We start from the raw sequence: 16902 nt of genomic DNA on the forward strand, positions 1-16902 counted from the left end.
TTCCTATAGTGTGCGCAAGTGGCGGAAAGTGGCATGAAGTGGGTTTTTTTGAAGGTAAAACGCCAAAAAGTGGAGAAACGCTGACGTGTTTCGCGGAGCTAACGCTATCAGTCTCGATGCAAAAGGCCGGCTCGCCATGCCCAGCCGGTATCGTGACGAGCTCGTTTCGCGAAGTTCGGGGCAGTTAATCGTCACGATCGATGCCGTTGACCCATGTTTGTGTGTTTACCCTCTGGATGAGTGGGAAATCATCGAAACCAAACTGCGCGCACTGCCTTCGCTGCGTGAAGAAAACCGCCGCCTGCAACGCTTGCTGATCGGTAATGCCGTCGACCTCGAACTCGATGGCAGCGGTCGTTTCCTGGTGCCACCGCGCCTGCGCGAGTACGCCAAGCTGGACAAGCGCGCGATGCTGGTGGGCCAACTGAACAAGTTCCAACTGTGGGACGAAGACGCCTGGAATGCGGTTTCTGCCGCTGACCTTGCTGCTATTCAACAACCGGGCGCCATGCCTGATGAACTGCGTGATTTGATCCTGTGACTATTGATAGCGGCTTTAACCACATCACCGTACTGCTTGACGAAGCCGTCGAGGCTCTCGCCGTACGTCCTGATGGCTGCTATCTGGACGGCACGTTCGGGCGTGGCGGACACAGCCGGTTGATTCTCAGCCAGCTTGGTCCGGGCGGCCGGTTGCTGGGGTTCGACAAGGATCCTCAAGCGATTGCCACCGGGCAAGCGCTGGCGGCCGAAGACGGCCGCTTTGTCGTTGTGCAGCGCAGCTTTGCCGAGCTGGGCGCGGAAGTTGCCGAGCGTGGCCTGGCCGGCAAGGTCAGTGGCGTGCTGCTCGACCTGGGCGTGTCTTCGCCGCAACTGGACGACCCGGAGCGCGGCTTCAGTTTTCTCAATGACGGCCCGCTGGACATGCGCATGGATCCGTCCCGTGGGATCAGCGCCGCCGAATTCGTCAACACCGCCCCGGTGGAAGAAATCGCCCGTGTCTTCAAGGAATACGGTGAAGAGCGTTTCTCCGGCCGCATGGCCCGCGCCGTGGTCGAGCGCCGCGACATCAAGCCTTTCGAGCGCACCGGCGACCTGGCCGAGGTGCTGAAGGTTGCCAATCCGGCCTGGGAAAAGGGCAAGAACCCGGCGACCCGGGCTTTCCAGGGCTTGCGCATCCACGTCAATAACGAACTGGGCGATCTGGAAGTGGGTCTCGAGGCGGCGCTGGAAGCGCTGGAGATCGGCGGTCGCCTGGTGGTGATCAGCTTCCATTCCCTGGAAGACCGCATCGTCAAACTGTTCATGCGCAAGCTCACCAAGGGTGAAGCCGATAACCTGCCGCGCAACCTGCCGGTGCGTTTCGAAGCCTTCGTGCCGAAAATCAAGATCCATGGCAAAGCGCAGTTCGCGTCCGACGCCGAACTCAAGGCTAACCCTCGCGCCCGTAGCGCCGTCATGCGTGTCGCGGAGAAGTTGCGGTGAGCAAGCTCTTCGCCAAGCCCCTGCCCGGCGGCAGCTTTTTCATGCTGTTGCTGTTTATCGGCGTGCTCGTGTCGGCCATCGCCGTTTCCTATAGCGCGCACTGGAACCGGCAGTTGCTCAATAATCTTTACAGCGAGCTGAGCGTGCGTGACAAGGCGCAGGCCGAGTGGGGCCGGTTGATCCTGGAGCAAAGCACCTGGACCGCCCATAGCCGTATCGAAGTCTTGGCCACCGAACAGTTGAAAATGCGCATTCCCGGCGCCGCCGAAGTGCAGATGGTGGCGCCATGATGAAACTCGAAGGGGCGCTGTTCCCGTGGCGGTTTCGTCTGGTCCTGGGCTTGCTCGGGCTCATGGTGGCGGCGATTTCTTGGCGCATCATCGACCTGCAGGTCGTCGACCGTGACTTCCTCAAGGAACAGGGCGATGCCCGCAGTGTGCGTCATATTCCGATCCCGGCTCACCGTGGCCTGATCACCGACCGCAATGGCGAACCCCTGGCCGTGAGCACCCCGGTGACCACCTTGTGGGCCAACGCCAAGGAAATGCAGCAGGCCAAAGAAAAGTGGCCGGCGCTGGCCGCCGCCCTCGGGCAGGATCCCAAGGCCCTGGCCGAACGCCTCGAAGCCCAGGCCAACAAGGAGTTCATTTATCTGGTGCGCGGCTTGACGCCCGAGCAGGGCCAGAGCGTGCTCGACTTGAAAGTGCCCGGTGTCTACGGCATCGAAGAGTTCCGGCGTTTCTACCCGGCCGGTGAAGTCACCGCCCACATGGTCGGGTTCACCGACATCGATGATCGAGGGCGCGAGGGTGTCGAACTGGCCTATGACGAATGGCTCGCCGGGGTCGCCGGCAAGCGACAGGTCATCAAGGACCGGCGCGGCCGGCTGATCAAGGATGTCCAAGTCACCAAAAACGCCAAGGCCGGCAAGCCCTTGGCGTTGTCCATTGACCTGCGCCTGCAATACCTGGCCAACCGCGAGCTGCGCAATGCCATCGTCGAGAACGGTGCCAAGGCCGGCAGCCTGGTGATCATGGACGTGAAGACCGGCGAGATCCTGGCGATGGTCAATCAGCCGACCTACAACCCGAACAACCGTCGCAACCTGCAACCGGCGATGATGCGCAACCGCGCGATGATCGACGTGTTCGAGCCGGGTTCGACCATGAAGGCCGTGTCCATGGCCGCCGCCCTGGAAACCGGGCGCTGGAAGCCGAGCGACACCGTCGAGGTGTACCCAGGCACCCTGCAGATCGGCAAGTACACCATCCGCGACGTGTCCAAGACCGAAGGCCCGGTGCTCGACCTGACCGGCATCCTGATCAACTCCAGTAACGTCGGCATGAGCAAGATCGCCTTCGATATCGGCGGGGAAACGATCTATCGGCTGGCCCAGAAAATCGGCCTCGGTCAGGACACAGGCCTGGGCTTCCCGGGCGAGCGTGTTGGCAACCTGCCGAACTACCGTGACTGGCGCAAGGCTGAAACCGCCACGTTGTCCTACGGCTACGGTGTTTCCGTGACCGCGATCCAGTTGGTCCACGCGTTTTCCGCGTTGGCGAACAACGGGCGCATGGCGCCGCTGACCCTGATCAAGACCGACAAGGCGCCGCAGACCACCCAGGTGATCCCGGAAAACGTCGCCAAGACCATGCAGGGCATGCTGCAACAGGTGATCGAGGCGCCGCGCGGTGTCTATCGCGCCCAGGTGCCGGCCTACCACGTGGCAGGAAAATCGGGTACGGCCCGTAAAACCTCCGTGGGCACCAAAGGCTACGCCGAGAACTCCTACCGCTCGCTGTTTGCCGGCTTCGGCCCGATGAGCGACCCGCGCTACGCCATCGTCGTGGTCATCGACGAACCGAGCAAGGCGGGCTACTTCGGTGGCCTGGTCTCGGCGCCGGTGTTCAGCAAAGTGATGTCCGGCACCCTGCGCCTGATGAACATTACCCCGGATAACCTGCCGCCGACCCAGCAGGCCAATACCGCACCGGTCATTCCCTTGAAAGCCGAAGGAGGGCGTGGCTGATGTCCCTGAGCCTGAACAAGATTTTTGCCCACGCCGGTCACGATCTGCTGATTCGCGAATTGGCCCTGGACAGCCGTAATGTACGTGCTGGGGACTTGTTCCTGGCGGTGCCGGGCGCCCGTGTCGATGGTCGCGACCATATCGCCGACGCCCTGAAGCGTGGCGCGGCTGCCGTGGCTTATGAAGTGCAAGGCGCCACCGTGCTGCCAATCACTGACGTGCCATTGATTCCGGTCAAGGGCCTGGCGGCGCAGCTGTCGGACATCGCCGGGCGTTTTTATGGCGACCCGAGCCGCCACCTGAACCTGGTGGGCGTGACGGGCACCAACGGCAAGACCAGCGTGACCCAACTAGTGGCCCAGGCCTTGGACCTGCTCGGCCAGCATTGCGGCATTGTCGGCACCTTGGGCAACGGTTTTCATGGTGCGCTGGAAAGCGGCCTGCACACCACGCCGAACCCGATTGCCGTGCAAGCGACCCTGGCGGACCTGAAAAAGGCCGGTGCCAAGGCCGTTGCGATGGAAGTTTCGTCCCATGGCCTGGACCAGGGCCGAGTGACGGCGCTGGCATTCGATGTGGCGGTGTTGACCAACCTGTCCCGGGACCACCTGGATTACCACGGCACCATGCAGGCCTACGGCGAAGCCAAGGCCAAGCTGTTTGCCTGGAATGATTTGAAGTGCCGGGTCATCAACCTCGATGACGAATTCGGTCGGCAACTGGCCGCCGACAAGCGCGAGTCCCGGTTGATCACCTATAGCCTGGAAGATGCCAGCGCCTACCTTTATATACGTCAGGCGCAGTTCGACGACGAAGGCGTGCGCGCCACGCTGGTCACGCCCCAGGGCGAGCACCATGTGCGCAGTACCTTGCTGGGTCGCTTCAACCTGAGCAACGTATTGGCGGCCATCGGCGCCTTGCTCGGCCTGGACTATGCGCTGGACGAAATTCTCAAGGTGTTGCCAAAACTGGAAGGGCCAGCCGGGCGCATGCAGCGCCTGGGCGGTGGTGCCCAACCGTTGGTGGTGGTCGATTACGCCCATACCCCCGACGCGTTGGAAAAAGTCCTCACGGCCCTGCGTCCTCATGCCAAGGGCAAGTTGCTGTGCCTGTTCGGCTGCGGTGGCGATCGCGACCGCGGCAAGCGCCCGCTGATGGCCGAAGTGGTCGAGCGCTTGGCAGACGGCGTGCTGGTCACCGACGACAACCCGCGCAGCGAAGACCCGCTGCGGATTTTCGACGACATCCGCGCCGGTTTTACCGCTGTGGATAACGTCACCTTCGTCGCCGGACGCGGCGAGGCCATTGCCCAGTTGATCGCCAGCGCTTCGGCGGACGATGTCATCGTCCTGGCCGGCAAGGGCCATGAGGATTATCAGGAAATCAACGGCGAACGCCATGCGTTTTCCGACCTGGTGGAAGCCGATCACGCCCTGACCGCGTGGGAGGTGGCCCATGCTTAAGGCCCTGAAACTCAGCGAACTGACCAACGCCCTGAATGCACGCCTCATCGGTACGGACGCCAGCTTCGACGGTGTCAGCATCGACAGCCGGGCGATCGCGCCGGGGCAATTGTTCGTCGCCCTGACCGGGCCGCGTTTCGATGGTCACGATTACTTGAACGAGGTCGCGGGCAAAGGTGCGGTCGCGGCCCTGGTCGAGCGGGAAGTGAGCAACAGTACGTTGCCGCAATTGCTTGTCAACGACACTCGGCAGGCCCTGGGCCAGCTCGGTGCGTTGAACCGTGCGGCGTATGGCAACCCGGTCGCGGCCATCACCGGCTCCAGCGGCAAGACCACGGTCAAGGAAATGCTTGCCAGCATCCTGCGCACCCGTGGTCCGGTGCTGGCGACCCGTGGCAACCTGAACAATGACCTTGGCGTACCGCTGACCTTGCTGGAACTGGCGCCGGAACACAGCGCCGCCGTTATTGAATTGGGGGCTTCGCGCCTCGGCGAGATCGCCTACACCGTGGCCATGACCAAGCCTCATGTGGCGGTGCTCAATAACGCCGGGACCGCCCATGTCGGCGAGTTCGGTGGCCCGGAAAAAATCGTCGAGGCCAAGGGCGAGATCATCGAGGGGCTGGATGCCAATGGCGTCGCCGTGTTGAATCTCGACGACAAGGCTTTCGAAATCTGGAAGACCCGGGCGGGGGAGCGCAAGGTGCTGACCTTTGCCCTGAGCAACCTCGCCGCGAATTTCTACGCCAGCGACCTGGACCGTGATGCCCGTGGTTGCCCGGCCTTCAACCTGCACAGCCCCGACGGCGCCGAGCGGGTCCAATTGAACCTGCTGGGCACCCATAACGTTGCCAACGCCCTGGCCGCCGCGGCTGCCGCCCATGCCCTGGGCGTGTCGCTGCCGGGCATCGTCGCCGGGTTGAACGCCGTGCAGCCGGTCAAGGGTCGCTCCGTCGCGCAACTGGCCAGCAACGGCATGCGCGTGATCGACGACACCTACAACGCCAACCCGTCGTCCATGTGCGCGGCCGTGGACATCCTCGCCGGTTTCTCCGGCCGTACCGTGCTGGTGCTGGGGGATATCGGTGAACTGGGCGAATGGGCGCAACAGGGCCATCACGACGTCGGAGCCTATGCACGCGGCAAGGTCGATGCACTGTATGCGGTTGGTCCAATGATGGCCCATGCGGTCGCCGCGTTTGGCGACCACGCACGGCATTTCACCACCCAGGCCGAACTGATCCAGGCCCTGGGCGCCGAGCAGGACCCGAACACCACCTTATTGATCAAGGGTTCACGCAGCGCAGCGATGGAAAACATCGTCGCGGCCCTGTGCGGCACCGCCATGGAGAAACATTAATGCTGCTGCTGCTAGCGGAGTACCTGCAACAGTTCCACAAAGGCTTCGCGGTCTTCCAGTACCTGACCCTGCGCGGGATCCTGGGTGTGCTGACCGCGTTGTCGTTGTCGCTGTTCCTGGGCCCGTGGATGATCCGCACTTTGCAGAACCTGCAAATCGGCCAGTCGGTCCGTAACGACGGCCCGCAATCGCACCTGTCCAAATCCGGTACGCCGACCATGGGCGGCGCGCTGATCCTGTCGTCCATCGGCATCAGCACCTTGCTCTGGGCTGACCTGGCGAACCGCTACGTCTGGGTCGTGCTGTTGGTGACCCTGTTCTTCGGCGCCATCGGCTGGGTCGACGACTACCGTAAGGTCATCGAGAAGAACTCCCGTGGGCTGCCAAGCCGCTGGAAGTATTTCTGGCAGTCGGTGTTCGGCCTCGGCGCGGCGATCTTCCTTTATATGACCGCTGCCTCGCCGGTGGAGACCACCCTGATCCTGCCGATGCTCAAGGACTACAGCATCCCGCTGGGCGCAGGTTTCATCGTGCTGACCTACCTGGTGATCGTCGGTTCGAGCAACGCGGTCAACCTGACCGACGGCCTCGACGGCCTGGCGATCATGCCGACGGTCATGGTCGGCGGCGCGCTGGGGATCTTCTGCTACCTGTCGGGTAACGTGAAATTTGCCGAATACCTGCTGATCCCGTATGTGCCGGGGGCGGGCGAGTTGATCGTGTTCTGCGGTGCGCTGATCGGTGCCGGCCTGGGCTTCCTGTGGTTCAACACCTACCCGGCGCAAGTCTTCATGGGCGACGTCGGCGCGCTGGCGCTGGGCGCGGCCCTGGGCACCATCGCCGTCATCGTTCGCCAGGAAATCGTCCTGTTCATCATGGGCGGTGTGTTCGTGATGGAGACCCTGTCAGTCGTCATTCAGGTTGCTTCCTTTAAATTGACCGGCCGCCGCGTATTCCGCATGGCGCCGATCCACCACCACTTTGAACTCAAGGGCTGGCCCGAGCCGCGTGTGATCGTCCGTTTCTGGATCATCACCGTGATTCTGGTGCTGATCGGCCTTGCCACCCTGAAGCTGAGGTAGAACGAGTGTCCCTGATCGCTTCTGACCACTTCCGCATCGTTGTCGGCCTCGGCAAGAGCGGCATGTCCCTGGTTCGCTTCCTGGCGAACCGGGGCGTGTCGTTTGCCGTGGCCGATACGCGGGAAAATCCGCCTGAGCTGGCCACGCTGCGCCGTGACTATCCCCAGGTGGACGTGCGTTGTGGCGAGCTGGACGTCGAGTTCCTGTGCCGCGCCGATGAGCTCTACGTGAGCCCCGGCCTGGCCCTGGCGACTCCGGCCCTGCAGGCTGCCGCGGCCCGTGGCGTGAAACTGTCCGGTGACATCGAGCTGTTCGCGCGTAACGCCAAGGCGCCGATCATTGCCATCAGCGGCTCCAACGCCAAGAGCACCGTCACCACTCTGGTGGGCGAGATGGCCGCGGCGGCCGGCAAGCGCGTCGCCGTGGGGGGCAACCTCGGCACCCCGGCGCTGGACCTGCTCAGCGACGACGTCGAGCTGTACGTGATGGAACTGTCGAGCTTCCAGCTGGAAACCACCGACCACCTGGGCGCCGAAGTGGCCACCGTGCTCAACATCAGCGAAGACCACATGGACCGCTACAGCGGCCTGCCGGCGTATCACCTGGCCAAGCACCGGATCTTCCGTGGCGCGCGGCAAGTGGTGTTCAACCGCCAGGATGCGTTGACCCGTCCGCTGCTGGGCGAGGGCATGCCGTGCTGGTCCTTCGGCCTGGGCGTTCCTGATTTCAAAGGCTTCGGCTTGCGCGAAGAGAATGGCGAGAAATACCTGGCCTTCGAATTCCAGAACCTGATGCCGGTGCGCGAGCTGAAGATTCGTGGCGCCCACAACCAGGCCAATGCCCTGGCCGCGTTGGCCCTGGGGCACGCGGTTGGCCTTCCGTTCGACGCCATGCTTGCGGCCCTGCGCACCTTCGCCGGCCTTGAGCACCGCTGCCAGTGGGTGCGCGACCTCGATGGCGTGGCTTGGTACAACGACTCCAAAGCCACCAACGTCGGTGCTGCGCTGGCGGCCATCGAAGGGCTGGGTGCGGACATCGAAGGCAAGCTCGTGCTGATCGCCGGCGGCGACGGCAAGGGCGCTGACTTCAAGGACCTGCGCGACCCGGTGGCGGCCAACTGCCGTGCCGTGGTGCTGATGGGCCGCGACCGCGAATTGATCGCCCAGGCCCTCGGCGACGCCGTGCCGCTGGTTCGCGTCAGTTCGCTGGACGAAGCGGTGCAGCAGTGCCGCGCCCTCGCGCACCCGGGCGACGCGGTGCTGTTGTCACCGGCCTGCGCCAGTTTCGACATGTTCAAGAACTATGAAGAGCGCGGGCAGTTGTTCGCCCGGGCCGCGGAGGACTTGGCATGAGCCTGATGAACATCATCAAGCCGTACCCGTCGCCGCTGATCACCGGCCGCGGCATCGACCTGGATTTCCCGATGCTCGCCGGTTGCCTGGCCTTGCTGGGCCTGGGCCTGGTGATGATTACCTCCGCGTCGTCGGAAGTGGCCGCCGTGCAGTCGGGCAACACGCTTTACCACATGATCCGCCACCTCATTTACCTGGTGATCGGCCTGGGCGCGTGCATCGTCACCATGATGGTGCCGATCGCCACCTGGCAACGCCTGGGCTGGCTGATGCTGCTCGGTGCCTTTGGCCTGTTGGTGATGGTGCTGGTGCCGGGAATCGGCCGCGAGGTCAACGGTTCCATGCGCTGGATCGGCTTCAGTTTCTTCAACGTCCAGCCTTCGGAGATCGCCAAGGTCTTCGTGGTGATCTACCTCGCCGGTTACCTGGTGCGTCGCCAGAAGGAAGTGCGTGAGAGCTGGATGGGTTTCTTCAAGCCGTTCATCGTGTTGCTGCCGATGGCGGGCCTGCTGCTGATGGAGCCGGACTTCGGCGCCACGGTGGTGATGATGGGCGCGGCGGCGGCGATGCTGTTCCTGGGCGGCGTCGGGCTGTTCCGGTTCACCCTGATGGTGGCGCTGGCGGTCGGCGCGGTGACGGTGCTGGTACAGGCGCAACCGTATCGGATGGCGCGCCTGATCACCTTTACCGACCCGTGGGCCGACCAGTTCGGTTCCGGCTATCAGTTGACCCAGGCCCTGATCGCCTTCGGTCGCGGCGAATGGCTGGGCGTCGGCCTGGGCAACAGCGTGCAGAAACAGTTCTACCTGCCGGAAGCCCATACCGACTTCGTGTTCTCGGTCTTGGCCGAAGAGCTGGGCGTGGTGGGTTCCCTGTGTACCGTTGCCCTGTTCGTGTTCGTCTGTGTGCGCGGCATGTACATCGGCTTGTGGGCCGAGAAGGCCAAGCAGTTTTTCGCCGCCTACGTGGCGTATGGCTTGTCGTTCCTGTGGATCGGCCAGTTCCTGATCAACATCGGTGTGAACGTCGGCCTGTTGCCGACCAAGGGCCTGACGTTGCCGTTCCTCAGTTATGGCGGCAGTTCCCTGGTGATCTGCTGCGCCTGTCTCGGCCTGTTGCTGCGCATCGAATGGGAGAGTCGAACCCACCTGGGCAGCGAAGAGATGGAATTCCAGGAGAGCGACTTCGCCGAGGAGCCGACTCATGGGCGCTAATGTGCTGATCATGGCCGGCGGTACCGGCGGGCACGTGTTCCCGGCGCTGGCTTGTGCCCGGGAGTTCCAGGCGCGCGGCTACACCGTGCATTGGCTGGGTACGCCACGGGGTATCGAGAACGAATTGGTACCGGGTGCGGGCCTTGAGCTGCACCGGATCGACGCCAGTGGCCTGCGTGGCAAGGGCAAGTTGTCGTTGCTCAAGGCGCCGCTGATGCTGCTCAAGTCGATCTGGCAGGCGCGGGCGATCATCCGTCGGTTGCGCCCGGTGTGCGTGGTCGGTTTCGGTGGTTATGTGACCGGTCCTGGCGGTGTTGCGGCGAAATTGGCCGGTGTGCCGGTGATCGTTCACGAACAAAACGCCGTGGCCGGTACCGCCAATCGGTTACTGGTGCCGTTGGCCGCCCGGGTCTGTGAAGCTTTTCCCGACACCTTTACCCTGTCGGGCAGCCGCCGCACCACCGGTAACCCGGTGCGTACCGAGCTGTTCCTCGAAACACCGCGCCCGGCCCTGGCCGGACGCAAAGCGCGTTTGCTGGTCCTGGGCGGAAGCCTGGGGGCAGAACCGTTGAATAAATTGCTGCCCGAAGCCCTGTCGCAGGTCGCCCCCGAACTGCGCCCGGAAGTGTTTCACCAGGCCGGCAAGCACCACGATGAAGTGACCGCCGAGCGCTACCGCGCCGCCGGCGTCGAGGCGCAAGTGCAGCCTTTCATCAAAGACATGGCCCAAGCCTATGGCTGGGCCGACCTGGTGGTCTGCCGCGCAGGCGCGCTGACCATCAGTGAACTGGCTGCCGCCGGTCTGCCCTCGATGCTGGTGCCTTTGCCCCACGCCATCGACGATCACCAGACCCGTAACGCCGATTATTTGGCCCGTGAAGGCGCTGCCTTCCTGATGCCGCAAAGAACGACTGGCGCCGCGGATCTTGCCGCCCGCCTGACAGAGGTTTTGATGCAGCCGCAACGACTTGAAGACATGGCCCGCGCCGCCCGCCGCCTGGCCAAACCCGATGCCACGGCCCAAGTGGTCGATACCTGCCTGGAGGTGGCCCATGGTTGAGAATCGCAAAGCCATGCCGCAACCGGAAATGCGCCGTATCCGCCGCATCCACTTCGTCGGTATCGGCGGCGTGGGCATGTGCGGGATCGCCGAGGTGTTGCTGAACCTGGGTTACCAGGTCTCGGGTTCCGACCTGAAGGCTTCCCCGGTCACCGAGCGCCTGGAGTCCTTCGGTGCGCAGATCTTTATCGGCCACCGTGCCGAAAACGCCGCCGATGCCGACGTGCTGGTGGTTTCCAGCGCCGTTAACACCTCCAACCCGGAAGTCGCCACCGCCCTGGAGCGCCGTATTCCCGTGGTGCCACGGGCCGAGATGCTCGCCGAGCTGATGCGCTATCGCCACGGCATCGCCGTTGCCGGTACCCACGGCAAGACCACCACCACCAGCCTGATCGCTTCGGTGTTCGCTGCCGGTGGCCTGGACCCGACCTTCGTGATCGGCGGTCGTCTGAATGCCGCGGGCACCAATGCCCAGCTCGGCACCAGCCGCTACCTGATCGCCGAAGCCGACGAGAGCGATGCGAGCTTCCTGCACCTGCAACCGCTGGTGGCCGTGGTGACCAACATCGACGCCGACCACATGGCGACCTACGACGGTGACTTCAACAAACTGAAGAAAACCTTCGTCGAGTTCCTGCACAACCTGCCGTTCTACGGTCTGGCGGTGGTGTGCCTGGACGACCCGGTGGTGCGTGAAATCCTGCCGCTGATCAAGCGTCCGACCGTGACCTACGGCTTTGGCGAAGACGCCGACGTGCGCGCCATCAACGTGCGCCAGCAGGGCATGCAGACGTTCTTCACTGTGTTGCGCCCTGATCGCGAGCCGTTGGACGTGTCGGTGAACATGCCCGGCAACCACAACGTGCTCAATGCCTTGGCCACCATCTGCATCGCCACCGACGAAGGTGTCAGCGATGAAGCCATCGTCCAGGGCCTGTCTGGGTTCCAGGGTGTGGGCCGACGCTTCCAGGTCTACGGCGAACTGCCGGTGGACGGCGGCAACGTGATGCTGGTGGACGACTACGGCCATCACCCGACCGAAGTCGCGGCGGTGATCAAGGCCGTGCGCGGTGGCTGGCCGGAGCGGCGCCTGGTGATGGTCTACCAGCCGCACCGCTATAGCCGCACCCGCGACCTGTATGACGATTTCGTCCAAGTGCTGGCCGACGCCAACGTGCTGCTGCTGATGGAAGTCTACCCGGCCGGTGAAGAACCGATCCCGGGGGCCGACAGCCGCCAGCTGTGCCACAGCATTCGTCAACGCGGCCAGTTGGACCCGATCTACATCGAACGCGGCGTGGACCTCGCGCCGTTGGTCAAGCCGCTGCTGCGCGCCGGCGACATCCTGCTGTGCCAGGGTGCCGGTGACATCGGTGGCCTGGCCCCGAAACTATTGAAAAGTCCGTTATTCGCCGGAGCAATCGTGGCCTCCAGCGAGGGGAAACTGAAATGACTGCTGCCTACGCCAACCTGGTTTCGACCCTCGATCCGAAAGCCTTCGGCCGCGTGGCCGTGCTGTTCGGTGGCAAGAGCGCCGAGCGCGAGGTGTCCCTCAAGTCCGGCAATGCCGTGCTGCAAGCCTTGCAAAGCGCCGGCGTCGACGCCTTCGGCATCGACGTGGGCGACGATTTCCTGCAGCGCCTGCTGAGCGAAAAGATCGACCGCGCGTTCATCATCCTCCACGGCCGTGGCGGTGAAGACGGCAGCATGCAAGGCCTGCTCGAATGCCTGGGGATTCCCTACACCGGCAGCGGCATCCTGGCATCCGCCCTGGCGATGGACAAGCTGCGCACCAAGCAGGTCTGGCACAGCCTTGGCATTCCGACGCCGCGTCACGCCGTGCTGGCGTCCGAGGCCGATTGTATTTCGGCGGCCACGGAACTGGGCTTCCCTTTGATCGTCAAACCGGCCCATGAAGGTTCAAGTATCGGCATGGCGAAAGTGACTTCGCTGCCTGAGTTGACCGCGGCATGGAAAGACGCCAGTTCCTACGATTCGCAAGTGTTGGTCGAACAATGGATCACCGGTCCCGAGTTCACCATCGCCACCCTGCGTGACCAGGTGTTGCCCCCGATTGCGCTGGGCACGCCCCACACGTTCTACGACTACGACGCCAAGTACATCGCCAACGATACCCAGTACCGCATTCCCTGCGGGCTGGACGCTGCCAAGGAAAAAGAACTGATGGACCTCACGGCCAAGGCCTGTGAGGCGCTGGGTATCGCCGGTTGGGGCCGGGCAGACGTGATGCAGGACGCCGATGGGCAGTTCTGGTTCCTGGAAGTCAATACCGCACCTGGCATGACCGATCACAGCCTGGTGCCCATGGCGGCCCGTGCCGCCGGTCTGGATTTCCAGCAACTGGTGCTGTCGATCCTGGCCGCCAGTGTCGGCCATCAAGAGCCAAGAGGTTAAGCCATGCAAGGCGCATCGCTTCGTCATCAGCCATCCGCACCCGGTCGCAAGCCGGTGCCGCGGGGTGCCAGCCGAATGGTGGCCAAAGAGCCGATGTCGGCGCGCTTGCCGAAAGCCAATTTTGGTTTTCTCAAGAGCCTGTTCTGGCCGGTACTGCTGGTGGCGTTGGGGTTCGGCACCTATGAAGGCGCGCAGCGGTTACTGCCTTATGCCGACCGGCCGATCGCCCGGATCAACGTCCAGGGCGACCTGAGCTACATCAGCCAGCAGGCGGTGCAGCAACGGATCGCCCCGTTCGTCGCGTCGAGCTTCTTCACCATCGACCTGGCGGGCATGCGCACGGAGCTGGAGCAGATGCCCTGGATCGCTCACGCCGAAGTCCGGCGGGTGTGGCCCGACCAGGTGTCGATACGCCTGGAAGAACAACTGCCGGTGGCCCGTTGGGGCGACGAGTCGCTGTTGAACAACCAGGGCCAGGCGTTTACGCCGCGAGAACTGGCCAACTATGAACATTTGCCACAACTGTTCGGTCCACAGCGGGCCCAGCAGCAAGTGATGCAGCAGTACCAGGTGTTGAGCCAGATGTTGCGGCCGTTGGGCTTCTCCATCGCGCGCCTGGAATTGCGTGAGCGCGGCAGTTGGTTCCTGACCACTGGCGCGGGCAGCTCGGGGCCGGGCATCGAGCTGTTGCTCGGGCGCGGCAACCTGGTGGAAAAGATGCGCCGCTTCATCGCCATCTATGACAAGACGCTCAAAGAACAGATTACGAACATTGCGCGCATCGATCTGCGCTACGCCAACGGCCTGGCTGTTGGCTGGCGGGAACCTGTAGCGCCGACGACGGCCGTACCCGCCGTCGCGAAGAATTAAGAAGAGGCAGGACCCATGGCAAACGTGCAAAGCGGGAAAATGATCGTCGGTCTCGATATCGGCACTTCCAAGGTGGTGGCGCTGGTAGGCGAAGTCGCGGACGACGGCACGCTGGTCATCGTCGGGATCGGTACACACCCGTCCCGCGGCTTGAAAAAAGGCGTGGTGGTGAACATCGAGTCCACCGTGCAATCGATCCAGCGCGCCATCGAAGAGGCGCAGCTGATGGCCGGTTGCCGGATTCACTCGGCGTTCGTCGGCGTGGCGGGCAATCACATCCGCAGTTTGAACTCCCACGGCATCGTGGCGATCCGTGATCGCGAAGTCAGCTCCGCCGACCTTGAGCGCGTCCTCGACGCGGCCCAGGCCGTGGCGATCCCGGCCGACCAGCGTGTGCTGCACACCCTGCCACAGGATTACGTGATCGATAACCAGGAAGGCGTGCGTGAGCCCTTGGGCATGTCCGGCGTGCGCCTGGAAGCCAAGGTCCACGTCGTGACCTGTGCGGTGAACGCCGCGCAGAACATCGAGAAGTGCGTGCGCCGCTGCGGTCTGGAAATCGACGACATCATCCTCGAGCAACTGGCCTCGGCCTACTCGGTGCTGACCGACGACGAGAAAGAACTGGGCGTGTGCCTGGTAGACATCGGCGGCGGTACCACCGACATCGCGATCTTCACTGAAGGCGCGATCCGCCACACGGCGGTGATACCGATTGCCGGTGACCAGGTGACCAACGACATCGCCATGGCGTTGCGCACCCCGACCCAGTACGCCGAGGAAATCAAGATCCGTTACGCCTGTGCCCTGGCGAAGCTGGCCGGTGCCGGTGAAACCATCAAGGTGCCGAGCGTCGGCGACCGTCCACCGCGCGAACTGTCGCGCCAGGCCCTGGCCGAAGTGGTCGAGCCGCGCTACGACGAACTGTTCACGCTGATCCAGGCCGAGCTGCGTCGCAGTGGCTACGAAGACCTGATCCCGGCCGGCATCGTGCTGACGGGCGGTACGTCGAAGATGGAAGGCGCGGTCGAGCTGGCCGAAGAGATTTTCCACATGCCGGTGCGCCTGGGCGTGCCCCATGGCGTCAAGGGCCTGGATGACGTGGTCCGCAACCCGATCTATTCCACTGGCGTAGGCCTGTTGATGTACGGCCTGCAGAAACAGTCCGACGGGATCTCGTTTTCGGGGATTGGCAGCCGCGACAGCTACAGCAGCGACGAGCCGAAGGCACCGCTGTTCGAGCGGCTCCAGGCTTGGGTCAAAGGCAACTTCTAAACAGTTTCAAAGCTTCACGCGGCAGGTTTCAGGCTTGGCGCTGGAAGACGCAGCAAACGCAGTAGGCGAAAAAACTAGAGAATGAAAGGAGAGGGAAAATGTTCGAACTCGTAGACAACATCCCCGCTAGCCCGGTTATCAAAGTAATCGGTGTCGGCGGTGGCGGCGGCAACGCTGTCAACCACATGGTCAAGAGCAACATTGAAGGCGTTGAATTCATCTGCGCCAACACTGATGCCCAGGCGCTGAAATCCATCGGCGCGCGGACCATCCTGCAATTGGGCACTGGCGTAACCAAAGGCCTGGGCGCCGGCGCCAACCCGGAAGTCGGTCGTCAGGCCGCTCTCGAAGACCGTGAGCGCATTGCTGAAGTCCTGCAAGGCACCAACATGGTGTTCATCACCACGGGCATGGGCGGCGGTACCGGTACCGGTGCGGCGCCAATCATTGCCGAAGTGGCCAAGGAAATGGGGATCCTCACCGTTGCGGTGGTGACTCGTCCGTTCCCGTTCGAAGGCCGCAAGCGTATGCAGATCGCCGACGAAGGTATCCGTCTGCTGTCTGAAAGCGTTGACTCGTTGATCACCATTCCTAACGAGAAGCTGCTGACCATCCTGGGTAAAGACGCAAGCCTGCTGTCGGCTTTCGCCAAGGCTGACGATGTACTGGCCGGTGCCGTTCGCGGTATCTCCGACATCATCAAGCGTCCGGGCATGATCAACGTCGACTTTGCCGACGTACGGACTGTCATGAGCGAAATGGGCATGGCGATGATGGGCACTGGCTGCGCCAGCGGTCCGAACCGTGCACGCGAGGCCACCGAAGCGGCCATCCGCAACCCGTTGCTCGAAGACGTGAACCTGCAAGGTGCACGCGGCATCCTGGTGAACATCACCGCCGGTCCTGACCTGTCCCTGGGTGAGTACTCCGACGTGGGTAGCATCATCGAAGCCTTCGCTTCCGAGCACGCGATGGTCAAGGTCGGTACCGTTATCGATCCAGACATGCGCGACGAGTTGCACGTGACCGTGGTTGCCACGGGCCTGGGCGCGAAAATCGAGAAGCCCGTGAAGGTCATCGACAACACCGTTCACACTTCCATGGCTTCGCAACCGCAACAACAAGTGGCTTCGCGTCAGGAAGCGCCTGCGGTGAACTACCGTGACCTGGACCGTCCGACCGTCATGCGCAACCAGGCCCAGGGCCGGTACTGCGACTGCCGCGAAGATGAATCCGCAAGACGATCTGGATTACCTGGACATCCCGGCTTTCCTGCGTCGTCAGGCCGATTGATGAA

Annotated in this window: 14 protein-coding genes and 1 pseudogene; all 15 read left to right on the plus strand. The window is 63.3% G+C overall.

All coding sequences use genetic code 11. The features are described from left to right. Positions 1–85 precede the first annotated feature (85 nt). The 15 genes and pseudogenes from mraZ (at position 86) to ftsZ (ending at position 16898) form a co-directional block, all read left to right on the plus strand. Entirely contained in the window at positions 86–541 is a 456-nt protein-coding gene (gene mraZ / locus PSH84_RS01645; RefSeq protein ID WP_003205355.1) for a division/cell wall cluster transcriptional repressor MraZ, read from the plus strand. Beyond that, complete coding sequence (gene rsmH, locus PSH84_RS01650; protein ID WP_163006791.1) at positions 538–1485, plus strand: 16S rRNA (cytosine(1402)-N(4))-methyltransferase RsmH; 948 nt, start codon at positions 538–540, stop codon at positions 1483–1485. Before mraZ ends, rsmH begins: the two co-directional genes overlap by 4 nt. Further along, positions 1482–1775 carry a cell division protein FtsL gene (ftsL, locus tag PSH84_RS01655; protein ID WP_305468366.1) on the plus strand — a complete coding sequence of 98 codons (294 nt, stop codon included), beginning with the start codon at positions 1482–1484 and terminating at the stop codon, positions 1773–1775. Before rsmH ends, ftsL begins: the two co-directional genes overlap by 4 nt. Further along, a complete protein-coding gene (locus PSH84_RS01660) occupies positions 1775–3514 on the plus strand; it encodes a peptidoglycan D,D-transpeptidase FtsI family protein (protein WP_163006792.1) in 1740 nt (579 codons plus the stop codon). The genes ftsL and PSH84_RS01660 overlap by 1 nt, the downstream gene beginning before the upstream one ends. Further along, positions 3514–4977, plus strand: coding sequence for a UDP-N-acetylmuramoyl-L-alanyl-D-glutamate--2,6-diaminopimelate ligase (locus PSH84_RS01665; protein WP_122567009.1), 1464 nt, complete (start codon positions 3514–3516; stop codon positions 4975–4977). The genes PSH84_RS01660 and PSH84_RS01665 overlap by 1 nt, the downstream gene beginning before the upstream one ends. After that, on the plus strand, positions 4970–6337 hold the full coding sequence (locus PSH84_RS01670) for a UDP-N-acetylmuramoyl-tripeptide--D-alanyl-D-alanine ligase (RefSeq protein WP_305468365.1): 1368 nt from the start codon (positions 4970–4972) through the stop codon (positions 6335–6337). Before PSH84_RS01665 ends, PSH84_RS01670 begins: the two co-directional genes overlap by 8 nt. Continuing rightward, positions 6337–7419: a phospho-N-acetylmuramoyl-pentapeptide-transferase gene (mraY, locus tag PSH84_RS01675; protein WP_053124966.1), complete on the plus strand. Its 1083-nt coding sequence runs from the start codon at positions 6337–6339 to the stop codon at positions 7417–7419. The genes PSH84_RS01670 and mraY overlap by 1 nt, the downstream gene beginning before the upstream one ends. Positions 7420–7424: 5 nt before the next feature. Beyond that, complete coding sequence (murD, locus tag PSH84_RS01680; RefSeq protein ID WP_305482198.1) at positions 7425–8771, plus strand: UDP-N-acetylmuramoyl-L-alanine--D-glutamate ligase; 1347 nt, start codon at positions 7425–7427, stop codon at positions 8769–8771. Further along, the gene (ftsW, locus tag PSH84_RS01685) at positions 8768–9985 is read left to right on the plus strand and encodes a putative lipid II flippase FtsW (protein WP_122567006.1); all 1218 of its coding nucleotides are present in this window, start codon (positions 8768–8770) and stop codon (positions 9983–9985) included. Before murD ends, ftsW begins: the two co-directional genes overlap by 4 nt. Beyond that, positions 9975–11045: an undecaprenyldiphospho-muramoylpentapeptide beta-N-acetylglucosaminyltransferase gene (gene murG / locus PSH84_RS01690; RefSeq protein WP_305482199.1), complete on the plus strand. Its 1071-nt coding sequence runs from the start codon at positions 9975–9977 to the stop codon at positions 11043–11045. The genes ftsW and murG overlap by 11 nt, the downstream gene beginning before the upstream one ends. Continuing rightward, a complete protein-coding gene (murC, locus tag PSH84_RS01695) occupies positions 11038–12498 on the plus strand; it encodes a UDP-N-acetylmuramate--L-alanine ligase (RefSeq protein WP_122567004.1) in 1461 nt (486 codons plus the stop codon). Before murG ends, murC begins: the two co-directional genes overlap by 8 nt. Continuing rightward, entirely contained in the window at positions 12495–13460 is a 966-nt protein-coding gene (locus tag PSH84_RS01700; protein ID WP_122567003.1) for a D-alanine--D-alanine ligase, read from the plus strand. Before murC ends, PSH84_RS01700 begins: the two co-directional genes overlap by 4 nt. A 3-nt stretch (positions 13461–13463) precedes the next feature. Next, entirely contained in the window at positions 13464–14330 is an 867-nt protein-coding gene (locus PSH84_RS01705; protein ID WP_030139675.1) for a cell division protein FtsQ/DivIB, read from the plus strand. A 15-nt stretch (positions 14331–14345) separates the two neighbouring features. Continuing rightward, positions 14346–15605 carry a cell division protein FtsA gene (ftsA, locus tag PSH84_RS01710; RefSeq protein WP_003205342.1) on the plus strand — a complete coding sequence of 420 codons (1260 nt, stop codon included), beginning with the start codon at positions 14346–14348 and terminating at the stop codon, positions 15603–15605. 98 nt (positions 15606–15703) lie between these two features. Beyond that, positions 15704–16898 (plus strand): annotated as a pseudogene (ftsZ, locus tag PSH84_RS01715) (cell division protein FtsZ). The last annotated feature ends 4 nt before the right edge of the window (positions 16899–16902 follow it).

The sequence above is a fragment of the Pseudomonas beijingensis genome (assembly GCF_030687295.1).
In the GTDB taxonomy this organism is placed as follows: Bacteria; Pseudomonadota; Gammaproteobacteria; order Pseudomonadales; family Pseudomonadaceae; genus Aquipseudomonas; species Aquipseudomonas beijingensis.

Coding starts and splice junctions, on each gene's coding strand:
- murG (WP_305482199.1), top strand. CDS start 9,975: ATGGGCGCTAATGTGCTGATCATGGCCGGCGGTACCGGCGGGCACGTG.
- mraY (WP_053124966.1), top strand. CDS start 6,337: ATGCTGCTGCTGCTAGCGGAGTACCTGCAACAGTTCCACAAAGGCTTC.
- PSH84_RS01660 (WP_163006792.1), top strand. CDS start 1,775: ATGAAACTCGAAGGGGCGCTGTTCCCGTGGCGGTTTCGTCTGGTCCTG.
- PSH84_RS01705 (WP_030139675.1), top strand. CDS start 13,464: ATGCAAGGCGCATCGCTTCGTCATCAGCCATCCGCACCCGGTCGCAAG.
- ftsA (WP_003205342.1), top strand. CDS start 14,346: ATGGCAAACGTGCAAAGCGGGAAAATGATCGTCGGTCTCGATATCGGC.
- murC (WP_122567004.1), top strand. CDS start 11,038: ATGGTTGAGAATCGCAAAGCCATGCCGCAACCGGAAATGCGCCGTATC.
- ftsW (WP_122567006.1), top strand. CDS start 8,768: ATGAGCCTGATGAACATCATCAAGCCGTACCCGTCGCCGCTGATCACC.
- PSH84_RS01665 (WP_122567009.1), top strand. CDS start 3,514: ATGTCCCTGAGCCTGAACAAGATTTTTGCCCACGCCGGTCACGATCTG.
- PSH84_RS01670 (WP_305468365.1), top strand. CDS start 4,970: ATGCTTAAGGCCCTGAAACTCAGCGAACTGACCAACGCCCTGAATGCA.
- PSH84_RS01700 (WP_122567003.1), top strand. CDS start 12,495: ATGACTGCTGCCTACGCCAACCTGGTTTCGACCCTCGATCCGAAAGCC.